The sequence below is a fragment of the uncultured Halomonas sp. genome, assembly GCF_947501415.1.
In the GTDB taxonomy this organism is placed as follows: Bacteria; Pseudomonadota; Gammaproteobacteria; order Pseudomonadales; family Halomonadaceae; genus Halomonas.
Genome location: NZ_CANMVL010000007.1, coordinates 1 through 18724, shown reverse-complemented (window position 1 = coordinate 18724; position 18724 = coordinate 1). Strand labels below are relative to the sequence as shown.

The window sequence follows — 18724 nt, the reverse complement described above, 5'->3', positions numbered from 1 at the left end:
ATACAGGAGGTGCGAAGAAATGAAGATCATGATCGCAACAACACTATCTGGACTCCTATGGCTGGGCAGTGCCGCTTCCCTGGCCGACATGCACGAGGACACACAGCAACTGGCCACTGACAAGCAGTGCATGAGCTGCCACGCCAGTGAAGATGAAACGCCCAGGGCCCCGGGGTTCAACAGCATTGCCGCAAAATACGCAGGAGGAGAGATGCGAGGGTATCTGGTAGATGTGGTGATGACAGGAGGCGAGGATCACTGGGGTTCGGCAACCATGCCGGAGGCCGACGAGCGTCCCGAGGTCAGCGAGGAGGAAGCCGAGCGGCTGGTCGACTGGATTCTGGGCATGCACAAGGGAGAGTAGGCTGGGCTTACCTCGTGGCAGTGGCGCTCACCCGAACCCTACCGATCAACATCGGACTGCTTCTCGATCAATACTCGATCGACCAACATTCCGTGCCATGACAGCGCCAAGGAGAAGTTGGTCGGACGTCACTTCCAGGCGTCAGGACTCGCCACTGGCTGCCAGCAGGCGCCGCATCGCCGCCGTCGGCGCCTCGATCTTCTCGAAACGCCGGCTGGCGGCATAGCACTCATTGAAGGCGTCGAAATAGTCGTCCAGGGCCAGGGCGGCATCCTCGTCGCCCCCCTGTCGCAGCAGTTCGGCGGCCACCTCGGCGGTACACAGATGTGAGCTGGAGGCGGGCTTGCGCAGCCGGTAGCGCGTCAAGCGCTCCGTGAGCAACGGCAACACCGGCAGGGCATCCAGATAGGGGCTCTTGCGGAAGATTCGTCGCGCCTGCCGCCAGGTACCATCGAGCAGCAGATAGACGGGAATGCGCCCCGCCGCCCGGGATTCGGTCACGGCGTCGATGTCGACCACGCGCTCGGCATAGTCGGGCTGATCATCGGGAAAGACCACGAAGGGCGCGAAGCGCTTGTCGTTCAGCAGCGCCAGCAGGCGCTCGTCCGGCGCGGTGCGATACCAGGTGAACACCTCGGTATCGGGCAGCACATCCTGGATCAGCCGTCCGGTATTGGTAGGCTTGAAATGCTCCATGGAGTGGGTCAACAGCCACACCCGGGCGTAACTTCGGGCTTGCACTCGATAGGGACACAGGCAATTGAGCATCGGCAGGTTGCACCCCGGACAACGCTCGACGAAGCTGCCTCGGGCCTTGAACTCTCGGCGCGGAGGGCGTGGGTGACCAGTTCCGGGGTCGCGAGCAGGCCCGGTTCCCGGGTCGCGGGAAAGCCCAGCCCGTGGAGCGTGCGCCTGCGGGATCTCGGGCTCTTGAAAAGTCTCGGACTCGTGAGGGAAGTCGTCCTGCATGATGGCCTGTCCGGGGAAAAAAGCGGGGGCACATTCTAGCATGCCCCTGGCGCATCACTCCTCCAGCAGCGCCTCGGGTACCCACAGCCGCCCCTCACGCCGCCAGTGCCGGACAAGCGCCGGCACCCCCTTGCCGGCAGGCTGGCTGAGGCGGGCAACACCGGGAGGCGCCAGCGCCTCGGCCTCGGGGTCGACCAGCACGCAGCCGGCATCGAAGGGAGCATGCTGGAGCAGTGAGGCGGCCGGCATCACCTCGAGCGAGGTACCCACCACTAGCACCAGGTCGGCCTCGGCCACGATATCGCAGGCCTCGGGGAAGTGAGGCACATCCTCGCCGAACCACACCACATCGGGGCGCAGCTGGCTGCCCTTGTCACACACATCCCCCAGGGCGATGCCGCCACGCGGCAGCGGATATTGCATGCGGCGATCCACCGTGGATCGCGCCTTGAGAATCTCGCCATGCAGGTGCAGGACATGCCGGGACCCGGCCCGTTCATGCAGGTCATCGATGTTCTGGGTAATGATGCTGACCCGAAAACCCTGCTGTTCCAATGCCGCCAGAGCCTTGTGGGCGGCATTGGGACGCGCTCGACGCACCTGCTCTCGCCGCGCATTGTAGAAGGCCAGCACCCGGGCGGGGTCGCGCCGCCAGCCACCCGGGGTGGCCACCTCCTCGACGGGGTGATTGGCCCACAGACCATCCGATGCACGAAAGGTCTGGATGCCGCTCTCGGCACTGATACCTGCTCCTGTCAGCACCACCAGATGGGGTGCGCGCCGCTCTACCATTCATCACCTCTCGACACCGACTCTCTCGAAACTACCATCTCGGCCAAGTGTCGACCAGCGACCGTGATCCGGCTCAGGCGCCGTGATAGCCATCCTCCTCCGGGCTCTCATGGGCTCCCCTGGGAAGCTCGGCCGCCCAGGCCATGGCGGCGGCATGGTCGCGCTTGGCGAAGGTTTGGATCTCCAACGCGCGAAAGAGACGCTCTTCCAGTTGGGCGACATGTTTCAGCCAGGCCTGGTCGGTGACCACGGCCACACGGTGGTAACGCTTCAGGTCACCGAGCTGGGTCAGGCCATAACCGACATCCTTGAGCAGCGCACCGAGGGTCATCCAGCGCAGGTTGTCGATTTCGACCACCATGCTGACCAGCGGATGGTTCTGCTTGGCGGCCTCGATGGCATCGATGGCACGCTGCAACTCGCTTGCGGTGACGACGCCTCCCGCCTTCATCGCCACGACATGCCCTGCCGAGTGAGTAATCAGATCCAGCATGACGTTCTCCTTGGGTTGAGAGCCCCACGGATTGCCACCAGGGGGCTTCACGCTCCTTCAGCATAGCGCGCCACGCTTCGGCTAGTGGACCAGGCCCCCGTTTTCGACGCCGCTGAAGCGCTGCTTGTTGCGATAGGGGTAGACGTCGATGACGCGGCCGTCGAGGACCGCCCGCTGCAATCCCTTCCAGTAGTCGGCATCGAGCAGCTCGGGGTGGAGCCCGTAGAAGAGCCGCCGCAGGCGAATATCGGCAAACAGGAAGGGGCCGAACTCCTCGGGGAAGACATCGTTGGGTCCCACCGAGTACCAGGGCTCATCGGCCAGCTCCTGTTCGGGATAGAGCGGTTCGGGGATATGCCGGAAGTTGCACTCGGTGAGATAGCACACCTCATCATAGTCGTAGAACACCACCCGGCCGTGGCGGGTCACGCCGAAGTTCTTGAGTAGCATATCGCCCGGGAAGATATTGGCGGCGGCCATCTGCTTGATGGCATTGCCATAGTCCTTGAGCACCGCCCGGGTCTCCGCCTCGTCGCACTGCCCGAGATAGAGGTTGAGCGGGGTCATCATGCGCTCGGTATAGCAGTGCCTGATGACCACCTTGTCACCTCGCAAATAGACGGTGGAGGGGGCGACCTCCAGCAGGTGCGCCAGGCACTCGGGATCGAAGTGGTCCTGGCGGGCGATGAAGTTCGAGAACTCCTGGGTATCCGCCATGCGCCCCACCCGGTCGTGCAGCTTGACCAGGCGATACTTCTCGCGCACGTTCTCACGGCTCATCGACTTGGAGGGGTCGAAGCGGTCCTTGATGATCTTGAAGACGGTGCGATACGAGGGCAGCACGAAGACCGCCATGACCATGCCGCGGACTCCCGGTGCGATAATGAAGCGATCATCGCGGCGTGCCACCTGACGATTGAGACCACGGAAGAACTCGGTCTTGCCATGCTTGAAGAACCCGATGGCGGCGTAGAGCTCACCCTCCGGCTTGTCGGGCATCAGCTCCTGAAGATAGTGCACGAACTCGCTGGGCACGACGACCTTGACCTGGAAGTAGGCACGTGTGAACGAGAAGATGATCGAGACCTCATCGGGCTCGATCAGCACGGTATCCAGATAAAGCCCCGCCCCCACTTCGTGAAGCACCGGCAGTACCAGCGGCACCTGTTCACCACCGCCCAGCACCCGGCCGACCAGATACGCCCCCTTGTTGCGATAGAAGACACTCTTGATCAGCTCGATCTCGGCCTCGGGGTCATCGCGGATGGTGTCGGGCAGCAGCCCCCGGAGCACCTCTCCGCCCTGGGCCGCATCCTGTTCCAGATCGATGAAGGGGGGATCGAGACGGGCACCCCCCAGGGCCCAGCGCAACCCGGCGGTCCAGTCCCCCTGGACCCGAACACGACGACACAGGGTCAGCCCGGAGAGGCGTGCCGCCCGCTCTCGCGAGCTGTAGACGAACATCCACTCATTGCGGATATGGCGGTGATGGAAGAGCGAGCAGAACATCGAGTTGAAATAGGTCTCGGCCAGTTCGTAATCCAGCCGCTGATCGATCAGTTCTGCGTAGTGAGTGCGCGCCTTGCGCCAGCACTCGCAGTCGGTCAACAGCTCCTCGCTGAAGCCGCGACGCAGCCGTTTCAGCGTGGCCTGGACCTTCTCCTCGTAGAGATTGATACGCTCCGCCGAGGCCTGCTGCGCCTCACGCCACGCTCCGGCGGCGAAGCGTCGGCTGGCGTCCGTGGTAATCGCCTTGAAGCGTGAACGGTACTCGTCGAAGCCATGCAGGATGGTGGCGGCGAGGCGATAGGAGGGGGAAAGCGGCATGCATGTCTCCAGACGCTATCAGGCAGGTGTAGAGCATGGCCCTATCCCGTCGCCGCGGCGAGCCGACCATGGTGGCAAGCGACGCCGGCTTTCCACCTTGCACCAATCAGTACCTTTTCGGTACTATTTTGGCCACAGCCTCTACGATTACCATCTGGAACCCCCTCCCGGACCCGCCCATGCAGACCCATCTCGAGAAACACCAGGCCACCCGCCGCGTCACCTATCTCTCGATAGGCACGAACTGCGTGCTGGGCGTGGCCAAGGTCATCGTGGGCTGGATCGTCGGCTCCGCCGCGATGGTGGCGGATGGCGTGCACTCCTTCTCCGATCTGGTGACCGATGGCTTCGTGATCGCTGCCTCCCACTACGGCCATCAGGGCCCCGACCATGACCATCACTACGGCCACGGGCGTATCGAGACCCTGGCGACCCTGTTTTTAGGTAGCGTGCTGATCTTCGTGGCCGGCGCGATCGCCTGGTCGAGCCTGGAGCGGCTGCTCGCCGACACCCGGATCCCGCCCCCCGGCATCTGGGCGATCCTGCTTACTGCCCTGGCGCTGCTCGCCAAGGAGTGGCTCTTCCATGTCACCCGCCGGGTGGCGAAGCGCATCGGATCGAAGATGCTCGAGGCCAATGCCTGGCACCACCGTAGCGACGTGCTCTCTACCGGCGTGGTCATGGTGGCGCTGGTCGGTAGCCAGTTCGGTGCCACCTGGATCGACACCGCGGCCGCGGTCATCGTTGGTCTGCTGGTCGGCAAGGTTGGCTGGGACCTGCTGTGGGACTCGGGCCGCGAGCTCGTGGACACCGCCCTGCCCGTGGCCACCCAGGAAGAGATGCGCCAGATGGCGATGAGCGTGCCTGGCGTTCGCGGCATACACGACCTGCGCACCCGCCAGTCGGCGGGCCGCACCATGCTCGACCTGCATGTGGTGGTGTCACCGCGAATCAGCGTCTCCGAGGGGCACGAGATCGGCAACGAGGTGAGTCGTCGCCTGCGTAACGGCTTCCCCGCCCTGACCGACCTGACCTTCCATATCGACCCCGAGGATGACGCCGGCGAGGGGGACCCCAGTCGCTTCCCGGGGTTGCCATTACGACCCGAGGTCGAGGCTGCCCTGGCCCGGCGCTGGTCCTCTCTCGAGGTGTGGCCGGAGATCCGCGAGCTGGAGCTGCACTATCTGGAGGATGCGGTGACGGTGGTCATCTGCCTGGACGAAGACTATCCCCGGAAGAGTCAGACGGTGATACGCGACCTGAAGGAGCGCGCCGCGGATATCGACTGGCTCTCCCACGTCGAGGTGCGTCGCCTGGCCGACGTTCCCTACATGCCTGTGGGCAACTGACCCCTCGAGTAATTCGAAGGCGCCTCGATGGATTGGCAGCAGGCGTCGATGAGGCAACCCTCCACCGGGGATGACATCCCCACGGCTGAAGGCGACAATGGCCGCCCTTTCTGAATTGGACCCGGGCCATGGCGGACGAGCTGCGCATCCTCTATCGCGACGAGCACCTGGCGATCGTGCACAAGCCCGCCGGGCTGCTGGTGCACCGCACGGCCCTGGCTCGGGGTGAGCGCGAGTTTCTGCTGCAGCGCCTGCGCGATCAGCTGGGCCAGCGGGTATATCCGGTCCACCGCCTCGACCGCCCCACCTCGGGAGCCATGGTATTTGCCCTCTCCTCGGAGATCGCCACTCGCCTGGGCGACGCCTTCGCCGAGCGCGATGTCGTCAAGCGCTACCTGGCGGTGGTGCGTGGTATCGGCCCCGAGGCCGAGCACCTCGACTATGCGCTGCGCGAGGAGGATGGTCGCCGCCCCAAGGCGGAGATGCCGGCCCAGGAGGCGACCACCGTGGTGCGCCGCCTGGACAGCGTGGAGTTGCCGGTACAGGTGGATCGCTACCCCCAGAGCCGCTACTCGTTGATGGAGGCATACCCCCTGACCGGACGCCGCCACCAGATCCGCCGCCACCTTTCCCGGCGTGGCTATCCGATCATCGGTGACGCCAAGCATGGCAAGGGCAAGCATAATCGCTTCTTCGCCGAGCAGCTGGACACTCCCCGTCTGCTGCTGGCCGCCGTGGGGCTGGCCTTCCATCATCCTGAGACGGGCCAGCGGCTGCGCATCGAGTGTGCTCCGGATGGCGCCATGCGCGCGCTGTTCGAGCGGTTCGGCTGGAGCGGCCACCTGCCCCAGGATAACGTAGAGACCCTCTCTCCTACCGAGACCCCCTGGCCCGCCACCGCGGCACCATCCACCGTCCCACTCACGACTCCATGAGACCATGAGCGATCCCATTACCGCCTCTCCCGCCGGCCTCACCGAGGATGACCACGACCTGCGCTTCGGGGGCATCCGCCGTCTCTACGGCGCCCGTGCCTTCGCATACTTCCGCAGCGCCCATATCGTGGTCGTCGGTGTGGGAGGCGTCGGCAGCTGGGCCGTGGAGGCCCTGGCCCGCTCCGGCATCGGCAAGCTGACCCTGATCGACCTGGACGATGTCTGCGTCTCCAATACCAACCGCCAGCTCCACGCCCTGGACGGTACCGTGGGCCGTCCCAAGGTGGAGGTGCTGGCCGAGCGCTGTCGGGCGATTCAGCCGGGCATCGAGATCGTGGCCGATACTGCCTTCGTCACCCCCACCAACCTGGCCGAGCGCATCCCCGAGGATGCCGACCATGTGATCGATGCCATCGACAGCGTGGTGGCCAAGGCGGCGCTGATCGCCTGGTGTCGACGGCGCAAGCTGCCGATCACGGTAACCGGTGCCGCCGGCGGCCAGACCGACCCCACCCGTATCAAGGTGGCCGACCTGTCGCGCACTGAACATGACCCCCTGCTGGCCAAGGTGCGCTCTCGGCTGCGCCGCGACTTCGGGTTCTCGCGCAACCCCCGGCGACGCTTCTCGGTGGAGTGCGTCTACTCCGACGAACAACTGGTCTATCCGAGCAGCGACGGCGAGGTGTGCTTTCAGAAACCGGGCAGCGGCGAAGCCACCCGCCTGGACTGCGCCTCCGGCTTCGGCGCCGCCACCTTCGTCACCGGCAGCTTCGGCTTCGTGGCCGCATCACGCACCCTGGCAAGGCTGGCCAAGCGGGCCAGCAGCCACCAGACTGGCGCCTGAGTCTCCTGGATTCATAGAATAACCGCGCCACCAACAGCAGCCCTTTTCAGAGTTCGTTTCAGAGTTCTTTTCTTACTTCAGGAGAGTGTCATGACCCGCCCACTGCCGGTTCCCGGAATCTACTGCCACTACAAGGGCAACCGTTACGAGGTGCTCGGCATGGCCCATCACAGCGAGACCGAGGAGCCTCTGGTGGTCTATCGCGCCCTCTATGGCGAATACGGCCTCTGGGTGCGCCCCCTCGCGATGTTCAACGAACTGGTCAAGGTGCAGGGCGAACCGGTCCCACGCTTCGAGCTGGAGAAGGCCTTCTAAGACGGACCTGCTCGGGTCGGGATGCAGAAACGCACACCGGCGCAACCTGGGCGCCGGGAGTCACGGTCGATGGGTCCTGAAGGAGGCACCCCGGGACAGGGCCGACGAGAAAAAGGGGGGAGTGATTACTCTTCGCCGGCTTCCTGCATCTGCTTGAGCATATAGTTCTCGATACCGACCTTGTCGATCAGCCCCAGCTCGGTCTCGATATGATCGATATGCTCTTCCTCGTCGGCCAGCAGGTCGCGGAACAGGTCGCGAGACACATAGTCCTTGACCTGTTCGCAATACTCAATGGCAGCGATATAGTCGTTGCGCCCCTCATGCTCGATCTTGAGGTCACACTCGAGCATTTCACGCACGTTCTCGCCGATATGCAGCTTGCCAAGGTCCTGAAGGTTGGGAATGCCCTCGAGAAAGAGGATGCGTTCGATCAGTTTGTCAGCATGGACCATCTCTTCGATGGACTCGTCATATTCCCATTTGGCCAGCCTCTTCAGGCCCCAGTCCTTGTACATCTTGGCATGCAGGAAGTACTGGTTGATCGCGACCAATTCGTTGCCCAGAGCGCGATTGAGGTGTTCGATAACCTTGCTGTCGCCTTTCATGGATCTGCCTCTCATGACATGGGGGAGTCATCCCAAGCTTGGCACGCCGCGATGGCGATTGCCAAACCTCGACAGCGGGGAAGCGGAGGTGCCGGTACCGGTGCCGTTACACCGCGTAGGCAAGATCCGTCGAGACCTGCATTAGCTCCTCCTTGACCGCCTCGCGGGTCAGGCTCTTGCCGACGCAGGCACACTTGCCACACTGGGTGCCACAGCCGGTCTCGGCCTGAACCTCGCGCCAGCTACGTGCCCCCTCTTCCACCACCTGGCGGATGCGTCGATCGGAAACTCCCTTGCAGATGCAGACGTACATGCGAATTCCTCGCGTTGGATAGCGAGATAAATGTAAATGATTCGCATAAGGTATTGCAACCGCAACGGGCCAATGACTGACGCCGGTCAATGCCTCGACGATCGGGATCAGGGCTAGCGGGATGTCTTGGGGAGTACCACCACCCGGGTCCCCGAGGCGATATCGGGCCAGCTGCGCCGCTCGGCATCGAACAACACCCACAGGTAGCCCAGCCCCAGTGTGGCCACGGAGAGCCAGGCTACCAGATAGCGCACCATGGCCTGGCGCAGGGTGATGGTGCAGCCATCCAGGGTCTGCACCCGCAGCCGCCAGGCCTGCATCCCCAGGGTCATGCCACCACGACACCAGAAGAAGGCGAAGAAGGCGAACGCCGACGCCAACATGCCAAAGCGCAGGGAAGCGACCTGCGCGGCCCCCTCCCCGACCTGTTCGGCGGGCAGGCCGATCAGGTGGCGCACCACCAGCAGGTGCAGTCCGGCCACCAGCAGCCAGATGGCGGCCACCAGGAAGGCGTCGTAGAGCATGGCACCCAGCCGGCGGCCGAGCCCGGCGGGCCAGACGTCATCGAGATTGGGCAAGCGGTGTGGCATGACGCTCTCCTTGTCTTAGCCGTTGCGGCGCAGCAGGAGAACCCCTACCACGACGCAGATAAGGGTCGGTGCCAGCACCGCCCAGGCCGGCGAGAAACCGAACACCGTGGAGGCCGGCGCCAGCAGGTCCTGCAGATACTTGAACGCCAGGCCGGTGACCACGCCATAGAACACCCGCGTACCGGCGGCCACGCTGCGCAACGGACCGAACACGAAGGAGGCGGCCACCAGCACCAGCGACCCCATGGTCAGCGGCAGGAGCATCTTCTGCCAGAAGTAGAGCAGCGGCTGGGTGGCCTGTTGTCCCTGGTCGCGCAGGTAGCTGGCATAGGCCCATAGCTCACTCGGCGACTGGCTCTGGACGTCGCGCAACAGCCGCGAAAGCTGCTCCGGCGTCAGCTGGGTATCCCACTCCCGGGTCTCGAGGCGCAGGGCTTCGGTCGCCTGCTCGGTAAATCGTGTTACCGCCACGTCTTCCAGTACCCAGCGCTCCTCCTGCCAGACCGCCCGCGCGGCGCTCATCGCCTCGACCAGGCGCTGTCCCTCGAAGCGGTAACGGGTGAGGTCGAGCACGGTATCATCGGCACGAATGGCGCCGAAGCGGTAGAAGCTATCGCCCTCCCGCTGCCAGCCACCGCGTTCGGTCACCAGGGCACCGGCCCCCTGGATCTTCTCGACCCGCCAGGCGCTGGCAAACTGCTCGGTTCGCGGGGAGACATATTCGGCGATAAACAGCACCACAATCACCACCAGAATGATCGGCTTCATTGCGCCCCAGAGGATCCGCGCCAGGGAGCGGCCGGCGGCGCGCATCACGGTGAGTTCATTGCTCGAGGCCATGCCCCCCAGGCCGATCAGCGCACCGATCAGCACCGCCACCGGCGCATACTGGTAGAGCCGCCAGGGCAGGCGCATCAACAGGTAGAGCAGCACCTGCAAGGCACCATAGTCCCCCTCCACATCGCCCAGATCGTTGATATAGGTGATCACCAGGTCGAGCCCCAGCAGCACCACCTGGACGACGATAATGGCACCCAGCACGTTGCGTGCCAGGTAGCGGTCGAAGCGATCGGCAATCATCCACTCATCCCCTTGCGCTGGGCGCGTATCGTCATCCACCCGCCCAGCGCCAGGAAGGCACCGTGGATCGGCCACATGCCTATCACGGCCGGCAGATTGCCACGCCCGATGGCATCCAGTGCCGCCAGCAGCAGGCTCAGGTAGGCCACATGCAGGAAGATCGCCGGCAGCAGCTTGGCGAAACGCCCCTGGCGCGGATTGACTCGCGAGAGCGGCATCGCCAGCAGGGTTAAGATAAACACCATCAGCGGCATGCTCAGCCGCCACTGCAGCTGGGCGCTGGCTTCGGGCGAGGCATCACCAAGCAGCTCCCGGGTGGTGGCAAGCTCCGGGGAGTCAAGCTCGCGCAGCGTCTCGGTTCGTGACAGGCGCACCGCATAGGTGTCGAACTCGAGCCGCTCGGCCTGATGCCGGCCAGGCTCGACGCTGTAGCGCTCACCATCGCTCAGCACCAGGAAGCGACTCCCGGTCTCATCATCCAGCACCTGATGCCCCCCCTCGGCGCGAGTCACCGCGCTCTCGGGAGTGCCATCGCTGCGCCGCTGACGCTCGCTGATAAAGACGCCGCGCATCTCGCTGCCATCTTCGCTGACCCCTTCGATGTAGGCAGTACGCCCACTACCGAACTCCTGGAAGCGCCCGGGACCGAGGGTGGAGAAGTCAACGCGGCTGCGCTGATCCTCGAGCAGCGTCTCGGTCTCCAGCGCACCCGCCGGCGTCAACCACAGACTGCACAGCCCCACCAGCACAGCCACCAGGGTCGCCGGCACCAGGCTCACCTGCAGCAGCCGGTTGGGGCTGGTGCCGCAGGCCACCAGCACGGTGATCTCGCTGTTGAGGTAGAGCTGACCATAGGCGAGCAGGATCCCCAGAAAGAATGCCAGGGGCAGAATTAGCTCCAGAAACCCCGGTAGATGCAGCAACATCAGGGTGCCAAGAATGCTGGCGGGGATCTCGCCCTCGGCGGCGTTGCTGAAGTAGCGAATGAAGCGGCTACCCATGATGACCAGCAGCAGCACGCCGGCAACGGCGGCCATGGTCAGCAGGATCTCGCGGGTCAGATAACGAAAGATGATCATGCGGCGTCTGCCATGCAATGGGGCCATGCCTTGGGTACACTGGGCGACACGGCAACGTGTCGGCATTATCCAGAATCCCCCTACGCTTGTAACCCCAATTGCCTGTAACCCCCAACGCTTGTCTTGTGGAGACGCCATGGAATTCCCTGTCAGGACGGGTAGCCCCGCCAAGGTCGAAAGCGCCTGTATCGTCATCCCGGTATTCAAGGACGAGGCTCTGCTGCCCACCGCCGCCCGCCTCAACGACGCCAGCGAGCGCTTGATCACTCAGCTGCTCGAGCGTGGTGATTTCGACGCCAGGCTGGGCAACGTGCAGCTGGTTCCCTTCGCGCCGGGTCTCTCCACCGACCGCCTGCTGCTGGTGGGCCTGGGGAAGCGCGAGACGTGTCGGGAAGCGGCCTTCCGCAAGGCACTGGATGCCACCTTCACCTTCCTGGCGAGCCTGTCGCTGGACGAAGTGACCATGGCCTTCACCGAGGTCCCGTTGACGGAACGCGGTGTCGACTGGAAGGCACGCATGGTTGCCGAGGCCGCCCATCGCGCGCTCTATCGTTTCGAGGAGTTCAAGTCCGAAAAGCCCCCCGCATCACGACTTACGCGGGTCGAGCTGCTGGTCAACGAGGAGAGCGATGCCAGGGCCGCTGCCGAAGGCGCCCGCATCGGCGATGCCCTGGGCCAGGGCATCAACTACGCCCGTACCCTGGGCAACCTGCCCGGCAATGTCTGCACCCCGAGTTACCTGGCCGAGCAGGCCGAGGCGCTGGGCCAGGACGCCGATGGCGCCCTGCAGGTAGAGATTCTCGATGAGGAGGCCCTCGAGGCGCTGGGCGCCCATAGCCTGCTCTCCGTGGGTCGTGGCAGCGAACAGCCCTCACGCCTGATTGTCATGCGCTACCAGGGAGCGGATGACCCCGACGAAGCCCCCCATGTCCTGGTCGGCAAGGGCATCACCTTCGACACCGGCGGCATCTCGCTGAAGCCCGGCGAGGGCATGGACGAGATGAAGTTCGACATGTGCGGCGCGGCCAGCGTGTTCGGCACGCTGAAGGCGACCCTCGGCATCCGTCCCAGGGTCAACCTGGTGGCGGTCGTGGCCGCTGCCGAGAACATGCCCGACGGCCGGGCCACCAAGCCTGGTGATATCATCAAGACCCTCAAGGGCCTCTCGGTGGAGGTACTCAACACCGACGCCGAAGGCCGCCTGGTACTGTGCGACGCCCTCACCTATGCGGAGCGCTTCGAACCCGCCAGTGTGGTGGATATCGCGACCCTGACTGGCGCCTGCATTATCGCCCTTGGCCATCACGCCACGGGCCTGCTGTCCAACGACGACGACCTGGCCCTGGACCTGCTGGATGCCGGCGAGGCCGCCTGGGACCGCGCCTGGCATCTGCCTCTGTGGGACGAGTACCAGGAGCAGCTCGACTCCAACTTCGCCGACCTGGCCAATATCGGCGGCCGCCCGGCGGGCACCATCACCGCCGCCTGTTTCCTGTCGCGCTTCGCTGACCGCTTTCCCTGGGCCCACCTGGACATTGCCGGCACCGCCTGGGCATCCGGTAAGCAGAAGGGAGCCAGCGGCCGCCCCGTGGGCCTGCTGACCCAGTACCTGCTGGACCGCGAGGCCGATGCCGAGGTCGAGACCATCGTAGACACCAGGGCGGATTGAGCAGAGTGGCCCCGGCGCTATCCGTCCACTGGCAGCGCTCGGGGCTGACCATCGGCAGGGCCGGCCCGCCGAGGGGGCGCTGAGCCCCTCCCCTGTGCGCTGCCGGTGCCCCTGGCATAGTTTCTTCTCGTCGCCCTGCCACCGTTGTCCCGCGCTCAGGCCGCGGGGAGCCCTTTCAGGACTTGCGTTTTCTTCGCGCCCCCTTTTTCATGGGGTAGACGATGACCTCACGACCCGGGCCACTGCCGGCCCGAGCCTTCTTTACCGACCCGGGGCCCACGGCCCCGGATGTAGCGGAGACCCCTTGCCGTGCCGACTGACACCTTCGACCTGCTTCCCCACGCTGCCCCCACCACCGATGCCATTCGCGAGGATATCCTCGCCAACCCCGGTTTCGGCCAGTACTTCACCGATCACATGGCCCATGTGCGCTGGACCTTGAACGATGGGTGGCACGGCCACAGAGTGCTTCCCTATGGCCCCCTGACCCTGGACCCTGCCGCTGCCGTGCTGCACTACGCTCAGGAAATCTTCGAAGGCATCAAGGCCTACCGGCATGCCGATGGCTCCATCTGGACCTTCCGCCCCGAGAAGAATGCCGAGCGCTTCCGCCGCAGCGCCCGCCGCTTGGCCCTGCCGGAGCTTTCCGACGAGGATTTCATCGGTTCGATCAAGGCACTGCTGGCCCAGGATCATCCCTGGGTGCCCACGCCGAAGAACGAGGCGGACGAGTGCAGCCTCTACCTGCGCCCCTTCATGATCGCCAGCGAAAGCTTCCTCGGCGTACGCCCGTCCCATGAGGTCGACTACTACGTGATCGCCTCGCCGGCGGCCGCCTACTTCAAGGGTGGCATCGAGCCGGTCTCGATCTGGCTCACCGAGCACTACAAGCGTGCCGCTCCGGGGGGGACCGGGTTCGCCAAGTGCGGCGGCAACTACGCCTCCTCCCTGGCGGCCCAGAAGGAGGCCAGCGCCAACGGCTGCGGTCAGGTCGCCTTCCTCGATGCCGTCGAAAACAAGTGGATCGAGGAACTGGGAGGCATGAACCTGTTTTTCGTCTACAAGGACGGACGTATCGCGACACCGCGCCTGACCGACACCATTCTCGAAGGAGTGACTCGCGACTCGGTGCTGACCCTGGCGCGCGACGAGGGGCTGACGCCCGAGGAGCGCCCGATCAGCATCGACGAGTGGCGCGAAGGCGCGGCCAACGGCGAGATCACCGAGGTCTTCGCCTGCGGTACCGCGGCGGTGATCACCCCAGTAGGAGAGCTGGTCAGCGAACAGGAGCGCATCCGCCTGGCGGGCGACAACGGCAACCCCATTGCCAAGCGCCTGCGCGCCAAGCTGCTCGACCTGCAGTATGGTCGTGCCGAGGATACACACGGCTGGCTGACCAGGCTGGTGTAACAGCCAAGTCGCCGCGACGGACCCGCTCAGCGGCTCCGCTGCTATCGCGGCTCTTACCACCGAGGCGAGGGGCGCCGAAGGGCAGGCCGACGCGGAGGTCCTGCGCCAGGGATGGCGTCGGTAGCGTACAGGGAAGTATTCACAGCGCCTCCGCAAAGGCCTGCCCCGAGGAGAAGCCCCGGGCAGACTCAGATGACCCAGATCGATTTCTACGTCCTCCCCGACACCACCCTGGAGGCGCGTCTCGACTTCGCCTGCAGGCTGGCCGAGACCATTCAGCGCAAGGGCTACCGGCTGCACCTGCACGCCGAGGATGAAACCATGGCCCGGGAGCTCGACGAGGCGCTCTGGACCTTCCGAGCCGACGCCTATGTGCCCCATGCCTTGGCCGATGACGCCCTCGCCGAGCAGGTGGCGGTCACCATCGGCTGGGCCGAACCGCCACCCCCCGAGCGCCCCGCTCAGGCGCTGCTCAACCTCTCGCCCGGCATCCCCGAGTGGTTCTCGCGCTTCGAGCGTGTCGCCGAGATCATCAACCAGCACCAGACGGTGCTGACCGCCAAACGAAAGTGCTGGCAGACCTACAAGCAACGCGGCTACCCGGTCAAGGCACATCAGCTGCGCAGTCAGTCAGGCTGACGCCGACTACCCCGCCGGGCTATAATTGGCCCCATTTTCGTCGCCATTCCTGCCGTCCGGCCATCAGGTCGGCGGTGCTTATTCTGGACCCGAAACGCCCATGGACAAGACCTACCAACCCGAGCAGATCGAATCCCGCTGGTATCAGCGCTGGGAGGCCGACGGCCGCTTCGCCCCCTCGGGCGAGGGCGCGCCCTACTCCATCATGATTCCGCCGCCCAACGTCACCGGCAGCCTGCACATGGGCCACGCCTTCCAGGACACCATCATGGACACCCTGACCCGCTGGCGGCGGATGCAGGGTCGCAACACCCTGTGGCAGGTGGGCACCGACCACGCCGGCATTGCCACCCAGATGCTGGTCGAGCGCAAGGTGGCGGCGGAAGAAGGCAAGAGTCGCCACGACCTTGGCCGCGAGGCCTTCATCGACAAGGTGTGGGAGTGGAAGCATGAGTCTGGCGGCCATATCACCCGCCAGCTACGCCGCATGGGAGCCAGCGTCGACTGGAGCCGTGAGCGCTTCACCATGGACAGCGGCTTCTACAAGGCGGTCCAGGAGGTCTTCGTCCGCCTCTACGAAGAGGACCTGATCTACCGGGGCAAGCGGCTGGTCAACTGGGACCCGACCCTGCATACCGCAATCTCCGACCTCGAGGTGGAAAACCGCGACCAGCAGGGTAGCTTCTGGCACTTCCGCTACCCCCTGGCCGATGGCGTCACCACCGACGACGGCAGGGATTACCTGGTCGTTGCCACCACCCGTCCGGAGACCCTGCTCGGCGACACCGGGGTTGCAGTCAACCCCGAGGACCCCCGCTATGCCTCCCTGGTGGGCAAGTTCATCACGCTGCCGCTGGTGGGTCGCCGCATCCCCATCGTCGCTGATGAACACGCCGACATGGAGAAGGGTTCAGGTTGCGTGAAGATCACCCCGGCCCACGACTTCAATGATTACGAGGTAGGCCGCCGCCAGAACCTTCCGCTGATCAACGTCTTCACCCAGGACGCCGCCATCCTGGGGCAGGCCGAGGCCTTCGACATTCAGGGCCGTCCACTGGCAGATATCGACCCGAGCCTGCCCGAGACCTATGCCGGTCTGGATCGCTTCGAGGCACGCCAGCGGATCGTCGCCGACATGGAGTCCGCCGGCCTGCTCGAGCAGATCGAGACGGTCAACAACACCCTGCCCTTCGGAGATCGCTCCGGGGATATCATCGAACCGCTGCTGACCGACCAGTGGTTCGTGGCCGTGGAGAGTCTGGCCAAGCCCGCCATAGAGGCCGTGGAGAAGGGCGATATCCAGTTCGTGCCGAAGAACTACGAGAACATGTACTTCGCCTGGATGCGCGACCTCCAGGACTGGTGCATCTCTCGCCAACTGTGGTGGGGCCACCGTATCCCTGCCTGGTACGACGCCGAGGGCAACGTCTATGTCGCTCGCAGCGAGGCCGAGGCCCGCGAGCGGCACGGCCTGTCTGCGGACCTCGAGCTGACTCAGGACGAGGACGTGCTGGACACCTGGTTCAGCTCTGGGCTGTGGACCTTCGGTACCCTGGGCTGGCCAGAGCAGACCGAAGAGCTCAAGACCTTCCACCCCTCCAGCGTGCTGGTCACCGGCTTCGACATCATCTTCTTCTGGGTCGCGCGGATGATCATGCTGACCCTGAAGTTCACCGGCGAGGTGCCCTTCAAGCAGGTCTACGTGCACGGCCTGGTGCGTGACGGCCAGGGCCAGAAGATGTCGAAATCCAAGGGCAATGTACTCGACCCCATTGATCTGATCGACGGCATCGAGCTGGATACGCTGGTGGAGAAGCGCACCGGCAACATGATGCAGCCGCAGAGAGCCAAGGCGATCGCCAAGGCCACGCGAAGCGAGTTCCCGGAAGGCGTCGAGCCTCACGGCACCGATGCGCTGCGCTTCACCTTCCTCTCCCAGGCCACCACCGGACGTGACATCAAGTTCGACATGGGTCGCCTGGATGGCTACCGCAACTTCTGCAACAAGCTGTGGAACGCCTCTCGCTATGTGCTGATGAATGCCGAAGGCGAGGATACCGGTCTTGGCGATGAGCCGGTGACCCTCTCCCTGGCCGACCGTTGGATCCTCTCACGCCTGCAACAGACCGTGACCCAGGTTACCAGGGCCATGGAGGAGTTCCGCTTCGACCATGCCTCCCAGGCGTTCTATGACTTCGTCTGGAACGAGTACTGCGACTGGTACCTGGAGCTCTCCAAACCGGTACTCTGGGATGACAACGCCAGCCTCGATGCCAAGCGCGGCACCCGCCGGACCCTGGTCCGCGTACTGGAAACCCTCCTGCGCCTGGCCCACCCGATGATGCCGTATATCTCCGAGGAGATCTGGCAGCGTGTAGCGCCTCTCGCCGGCACCTTCCAGGGCGACGACTCCATCATGGCTCAGCCCTGGCCGACTGCCGACGAGGCCCTGCTCGATGAAGGCGCCACCCGCGATATCGAGTGGCTCAAGGGTGTCATCGTGGCGGTGCGCAACATCCGTGCCGAGATGAATATCGCACCGGGCAAGCCCCTCGACGTCCTGCTGACCAAGGGCGGCACTGCTGATCGCGACCGCCTGGAGGCCAACCGTCTGTTCCTGGCCAAGCTCGCCAAGCTGGAGAGTCTCAGCTGGCTGGATGACCCTCAGCAGGCGCCACTCGCGGCCACCCAGCTGGTCGGCGAGATGGAAGTCCTGGTGCCCATGGCCGACCTGATCGACAAGGAGACGGAACTCGCCCGCCTCGACAAGGAGATCGACAAGCAGGACAAGCTGATCGGCGGCATCGAGAAGAAACTCTCCAACGAGGGCTTCGTGGCCAAGGCACCTGCTGCTGTAGTGGAGAAGGAGCGTGGCAAGCTGACCGACCTTCAGACCTCTCGTCGTCTGCTGGCGGAGCAGCGCGACAAGATTGCCGCTCTCTAGGCACATCCTGGCGACATCCGAGCCCGGCCATATGGCCGGGCTTTTTCATGCCCGCCTGCCCGCCGAAGCCTCTCTTTCCTTCGGTGCCCAAACGCAAAAAGCCTCGAGCTCATCATGAGCTCGGGGCTTTTTTCAATAAGTGCCTGAGGGTGGTCGCGCCGGGCTCCGGCGGCCGGCGCTCCGGGCGCCGGGCTCAGGGACTCTCCATGGGGAGGCCCCGACATGAAAAAACCCCGAGCAACTGAATGCCCGGGGTTTTCTCGGTATAAGTGCCTGACGATGACCTACTCTCGCATGGGGAGGCCCCACACTACCATCGGCGCAGAGCGGTTTCACTGCTGAGTTCGGCATGGGATCAGGTGGTTCACGCTCGCTATGGTCGTCAGGCGAAAAGGGGTGATTCATGCTGAGCCGAGAAGTTTCAAGGCGTACCCGGCGTCGTGGGTCATCACAGACCCCTTGGGTGTTATATGGTCAAGCCTCACGGGCCATTAGTACCGGTTA

At 64.6% G+C, this 18724-nt stretch carries 18 protein-coding genes and 1 rRNA gene; 9 read left to right on the top strand and 10 right to left on the bottom strand.

Annotated elements, in window-relative coordinates; all coding sequences use genetic code 11:
* The first annotated feature begins 19 nt into the window (after nucleotides 1-19).
* The gene (locus tag Q0894_RS04590; protein WP_299231924.1) at nucleotides 20-364 is read left to right on the top strand and encodes a c-type cytochrome; all 345 of its coding nucleotides are present in this window, start codon (nucleotides 20-22) and stop codon (nucleotides 362-364) included.
* Nucleotides 365-505: 141 nt separating this feature from the next.
* Here Q0894_RS04590 and Q0894_RS04585 read toward each other — a convergent pair whose 3' ends face one another.
* From Q0894_RS04585 to aceK, 4 genes are all read right to left on the bottom strand, one after another.
* Complete coding sequence (locus Q0894_RS04585) at nucleotides 506-1285, bottom strand: DTW domain-containing protein (protein WP_299232333.1); 780 nt, start codon at nucleotides 1283-1285, stop codon at nucleotides 506-508.
* Between the two features lie 102 nt (nucleotides 1286-1387).
* A complete protein-coding gene (locus Q0894_RS04580) occupies nucleotides 1388-2125 on the bottom strand; it encodes an NAD-dependent deacylase (protein ID WP_299231922.1) in 738 nt (245 codons plus the stop codon).
* A gap of 73 nt (nucleotides 2126-2198) precedes the next feature.
* Nucleotides 2199-2618: an STAS/SEC14 domain-containing protein gene (locus Q0894_RS04575; RefSeq protein WP_299231920.1), complete on the bottom strand. Its 420-nt coding sequence runs from the start codon at nucleotides 2616-2618 to the stop codon at nucleotides 2199-2201.
* Between the two features lie 81 nt (nucleotides 2619-2699).
* Nucleotides 2700-4445: a bifunctional isocitrate dehydrogenase kinase/phosphatase gene (gene aceK / locus Q0894_RS04570; protein ID WP_299231918.1), complete on the bottom strand. Its 1746-nt coding sequence runs from the start codon at nucleotides 4443-4445 to the stop codon at nucleotides 2700-2702.
* Between the two features lie 179 nt (nucleotides 4446-4624).
* Here aceK and Q0894_RS04565 point away from each other — a divergent pair, with 179 nt between their 5' ends.
* The 4 genes from Q0894_RS04565 to Q0894_RS04550 all read left to right on the top strand — a co-directional run bounded on the left by Q0894_RS04565 (nucleotide 4625) and on the right by Q0894_RS04550 (nucleotide 7888).
* A complete protein-coding gene (locus Q0894_RS04565; RefSeq protein WP_299231916.1) occupies nucleotides 4625-5794 on the top strand; it encodes a cation diffusion facilitator family transporter in 1170 nt (389 codons plus the stop codon).
* Nucleotides 5795-5922: 128 nt separating this feature from the next.
* On the top strand, nucleotides 5923-6729 hold the full coding sequence (locus Q0894_RS04560; protein WP_299231914.1) for a pseudouridine synthase: 807 nt from the start codon (nucleotides 5923-5925) through the stop codon (nucleotides 6727-6729).
* A 4-nt stretch (nucleotides 6730-6733) separates the two neighbouring features.
* On the top strand, nucleotides 6734-7573 hold the full coding sequence (gene tcdA, locus Q0894_RS04555; protein WP_299231912.1) for a tRNA cyclic N6-threonylcarbamoyladenosine(37) synthase TcdA: 840 nt from the start codon (nucleotides 6734-6736) through the stop codon (nucleotides 7571-7573).
* 90 nt (nucleotides 7574-7663) lie between these two features.
* Nucleotides 7664-7888, top strand: coding sequence for a DUF1653 domain-containing protein (locus Q0894_RS04550; RefSeq protein WP_132043571.1), 225 nt, complete (start codon nucleotides 7664-7666; stop codon nucleotides 7886-7888).
* Nucleotides 7889-8013: 125 nt separating this feature from the next.
* Here the strand turns inward: Q0894_RS04550 and bfr are convergent, their stop codons facing one another.
* From bfr to lptF, 5 genes are all read right to left on the bottom strand, one after another.
* A complete protein-coding gene (gene bfr, locus Q0894_RS04545; RefSeq protein WP_299231909.1) occupies nucleotides 8014-8496 on the bottom strand; it encodes a bacterioferritin in 483 nt (160 codons plus the stop codon).
* A gap of 106 nt (nucleotides 8497-8602) precedes the next feature.
* Nucleotides 8603-8809, bottom strand: coding sequence for a (2Fe-2S)-binding protein (locus tag Q0894_RS04540; RefSeq protein ID WP_299231908.1), 207 nt, complete (start codon nucleotides 8807-8809; stop codon nucleotides 8603-8605).
* Nucleotides 8810-8922: 113 nt separating this feature from the next.
* On the bottom strand, nucleotides 8923-9399 hold the full coding sequence (locus tag Q0894_RS04535; protein WP_299231906.1) for an RDD family protein: 477 nt from the start codon (nucleotides 9397-9399) through the stop codon (nucleotides 8923-8925).
* Nucleotides 9400-9414: 15 nt separating this feature from the next.
* Nucleotides 9415-10479, bottom strand: a complete 1065-nt coding sequence (gene lptG / locus Q0894_RS04530) for an LPS export ABC transporter permease LptG (RefSeq protein WP_299231904.1) — start codon at nucleotides 10477-10479, stop codon at nucleotides 9415-9417.
* Nucleotides 10476-11558: an LPS export ABC transporter permease LptF gene (lptF, locus tag Q0894_RS04525; protein WP_299231902.1), complete on the bottom strand. Its 1083-nt coding sequence runs from the start codon at nucleotides 11556-11558 to the stop codon at nucleotides 10476-10478. The genes lptG and lptF overlap by 4 nt, the downstream gene beginning before the upstream one ends.
* A gap of 136 nt (nucleotides 11559-11694) precedes the next feature.
* Between lptF and Q0894_RS04520 the strand changes: the two genes are divergently transcribed.
* The 4 genes from Q0894_RS04520 (at nucleotide 11695) to Q0894_RS04505 (ending at nucleotide 18220) form a co-directional block, all read left to right on the top strand.
* Nucleotides 11695-13227 carry a leucyl aminopeptidase gene (locus Q0894_RS04520; RefSeq protein WP_299231900.1) on the top strand — a complete coding sequence of 511 codons (1533 nt, stop codon included), beginning with the start codon at nucleotides 11695-11697 and terminating at the stop codon, nucleotides 13225-13227.
* Between the two features lie 309 nt (nucleotides 13228-13536).
* Nucleotides 13537-14637 (top strand): branched-chain amino acid aminotransferase, encoded by a 1101-nt coding sequence (locus Q0894_RS04515; protein ID WP_299231898.1) that lies wholly within the window; start codon nucleotides 13537-13539, stop codon nucleotides 14635-14637.
* A 192-nt stretch (nucleotides 14638-14829) separates the two neighbouring features.
* Complete coding sequence (locus Q0894_RS04510; RefSeq protein ID WP_299231896.1) at nucleotides 14830-15276, top strand: DNA polymerase III subunit chi; 447 nt, start codon at nucleotides 14830-14832, stop codon at nucleotides 15274-15276.
* A gap of 100 nt (nucleotides 15277-15376) precedes the next feature.
* Nucleotides 15377-18220, top strand: a complete 2844-nt coding sequence (locus Q0894_RS04505; RefSeq protein WP_299231894.1) for a valine--tRNA ligase — start codon at nucleotides 15377-15379, stop codon at nucleotides 18218-18220.
* A 271-nt stretch (nucleotides 18221-18491) separates the two neighbouring features.
* On the opposite strand, the gene rrf is transcribed toward Q0894_RS04505, so the two are convergent.
* Nucleotides 18492-18607, bottom strand: a 5S ribosomal RNA gene (gene rrf, locus Q0894_RS04500).
* Nucleotides 18608-18724: the final 117 nt, after the last annotated feature.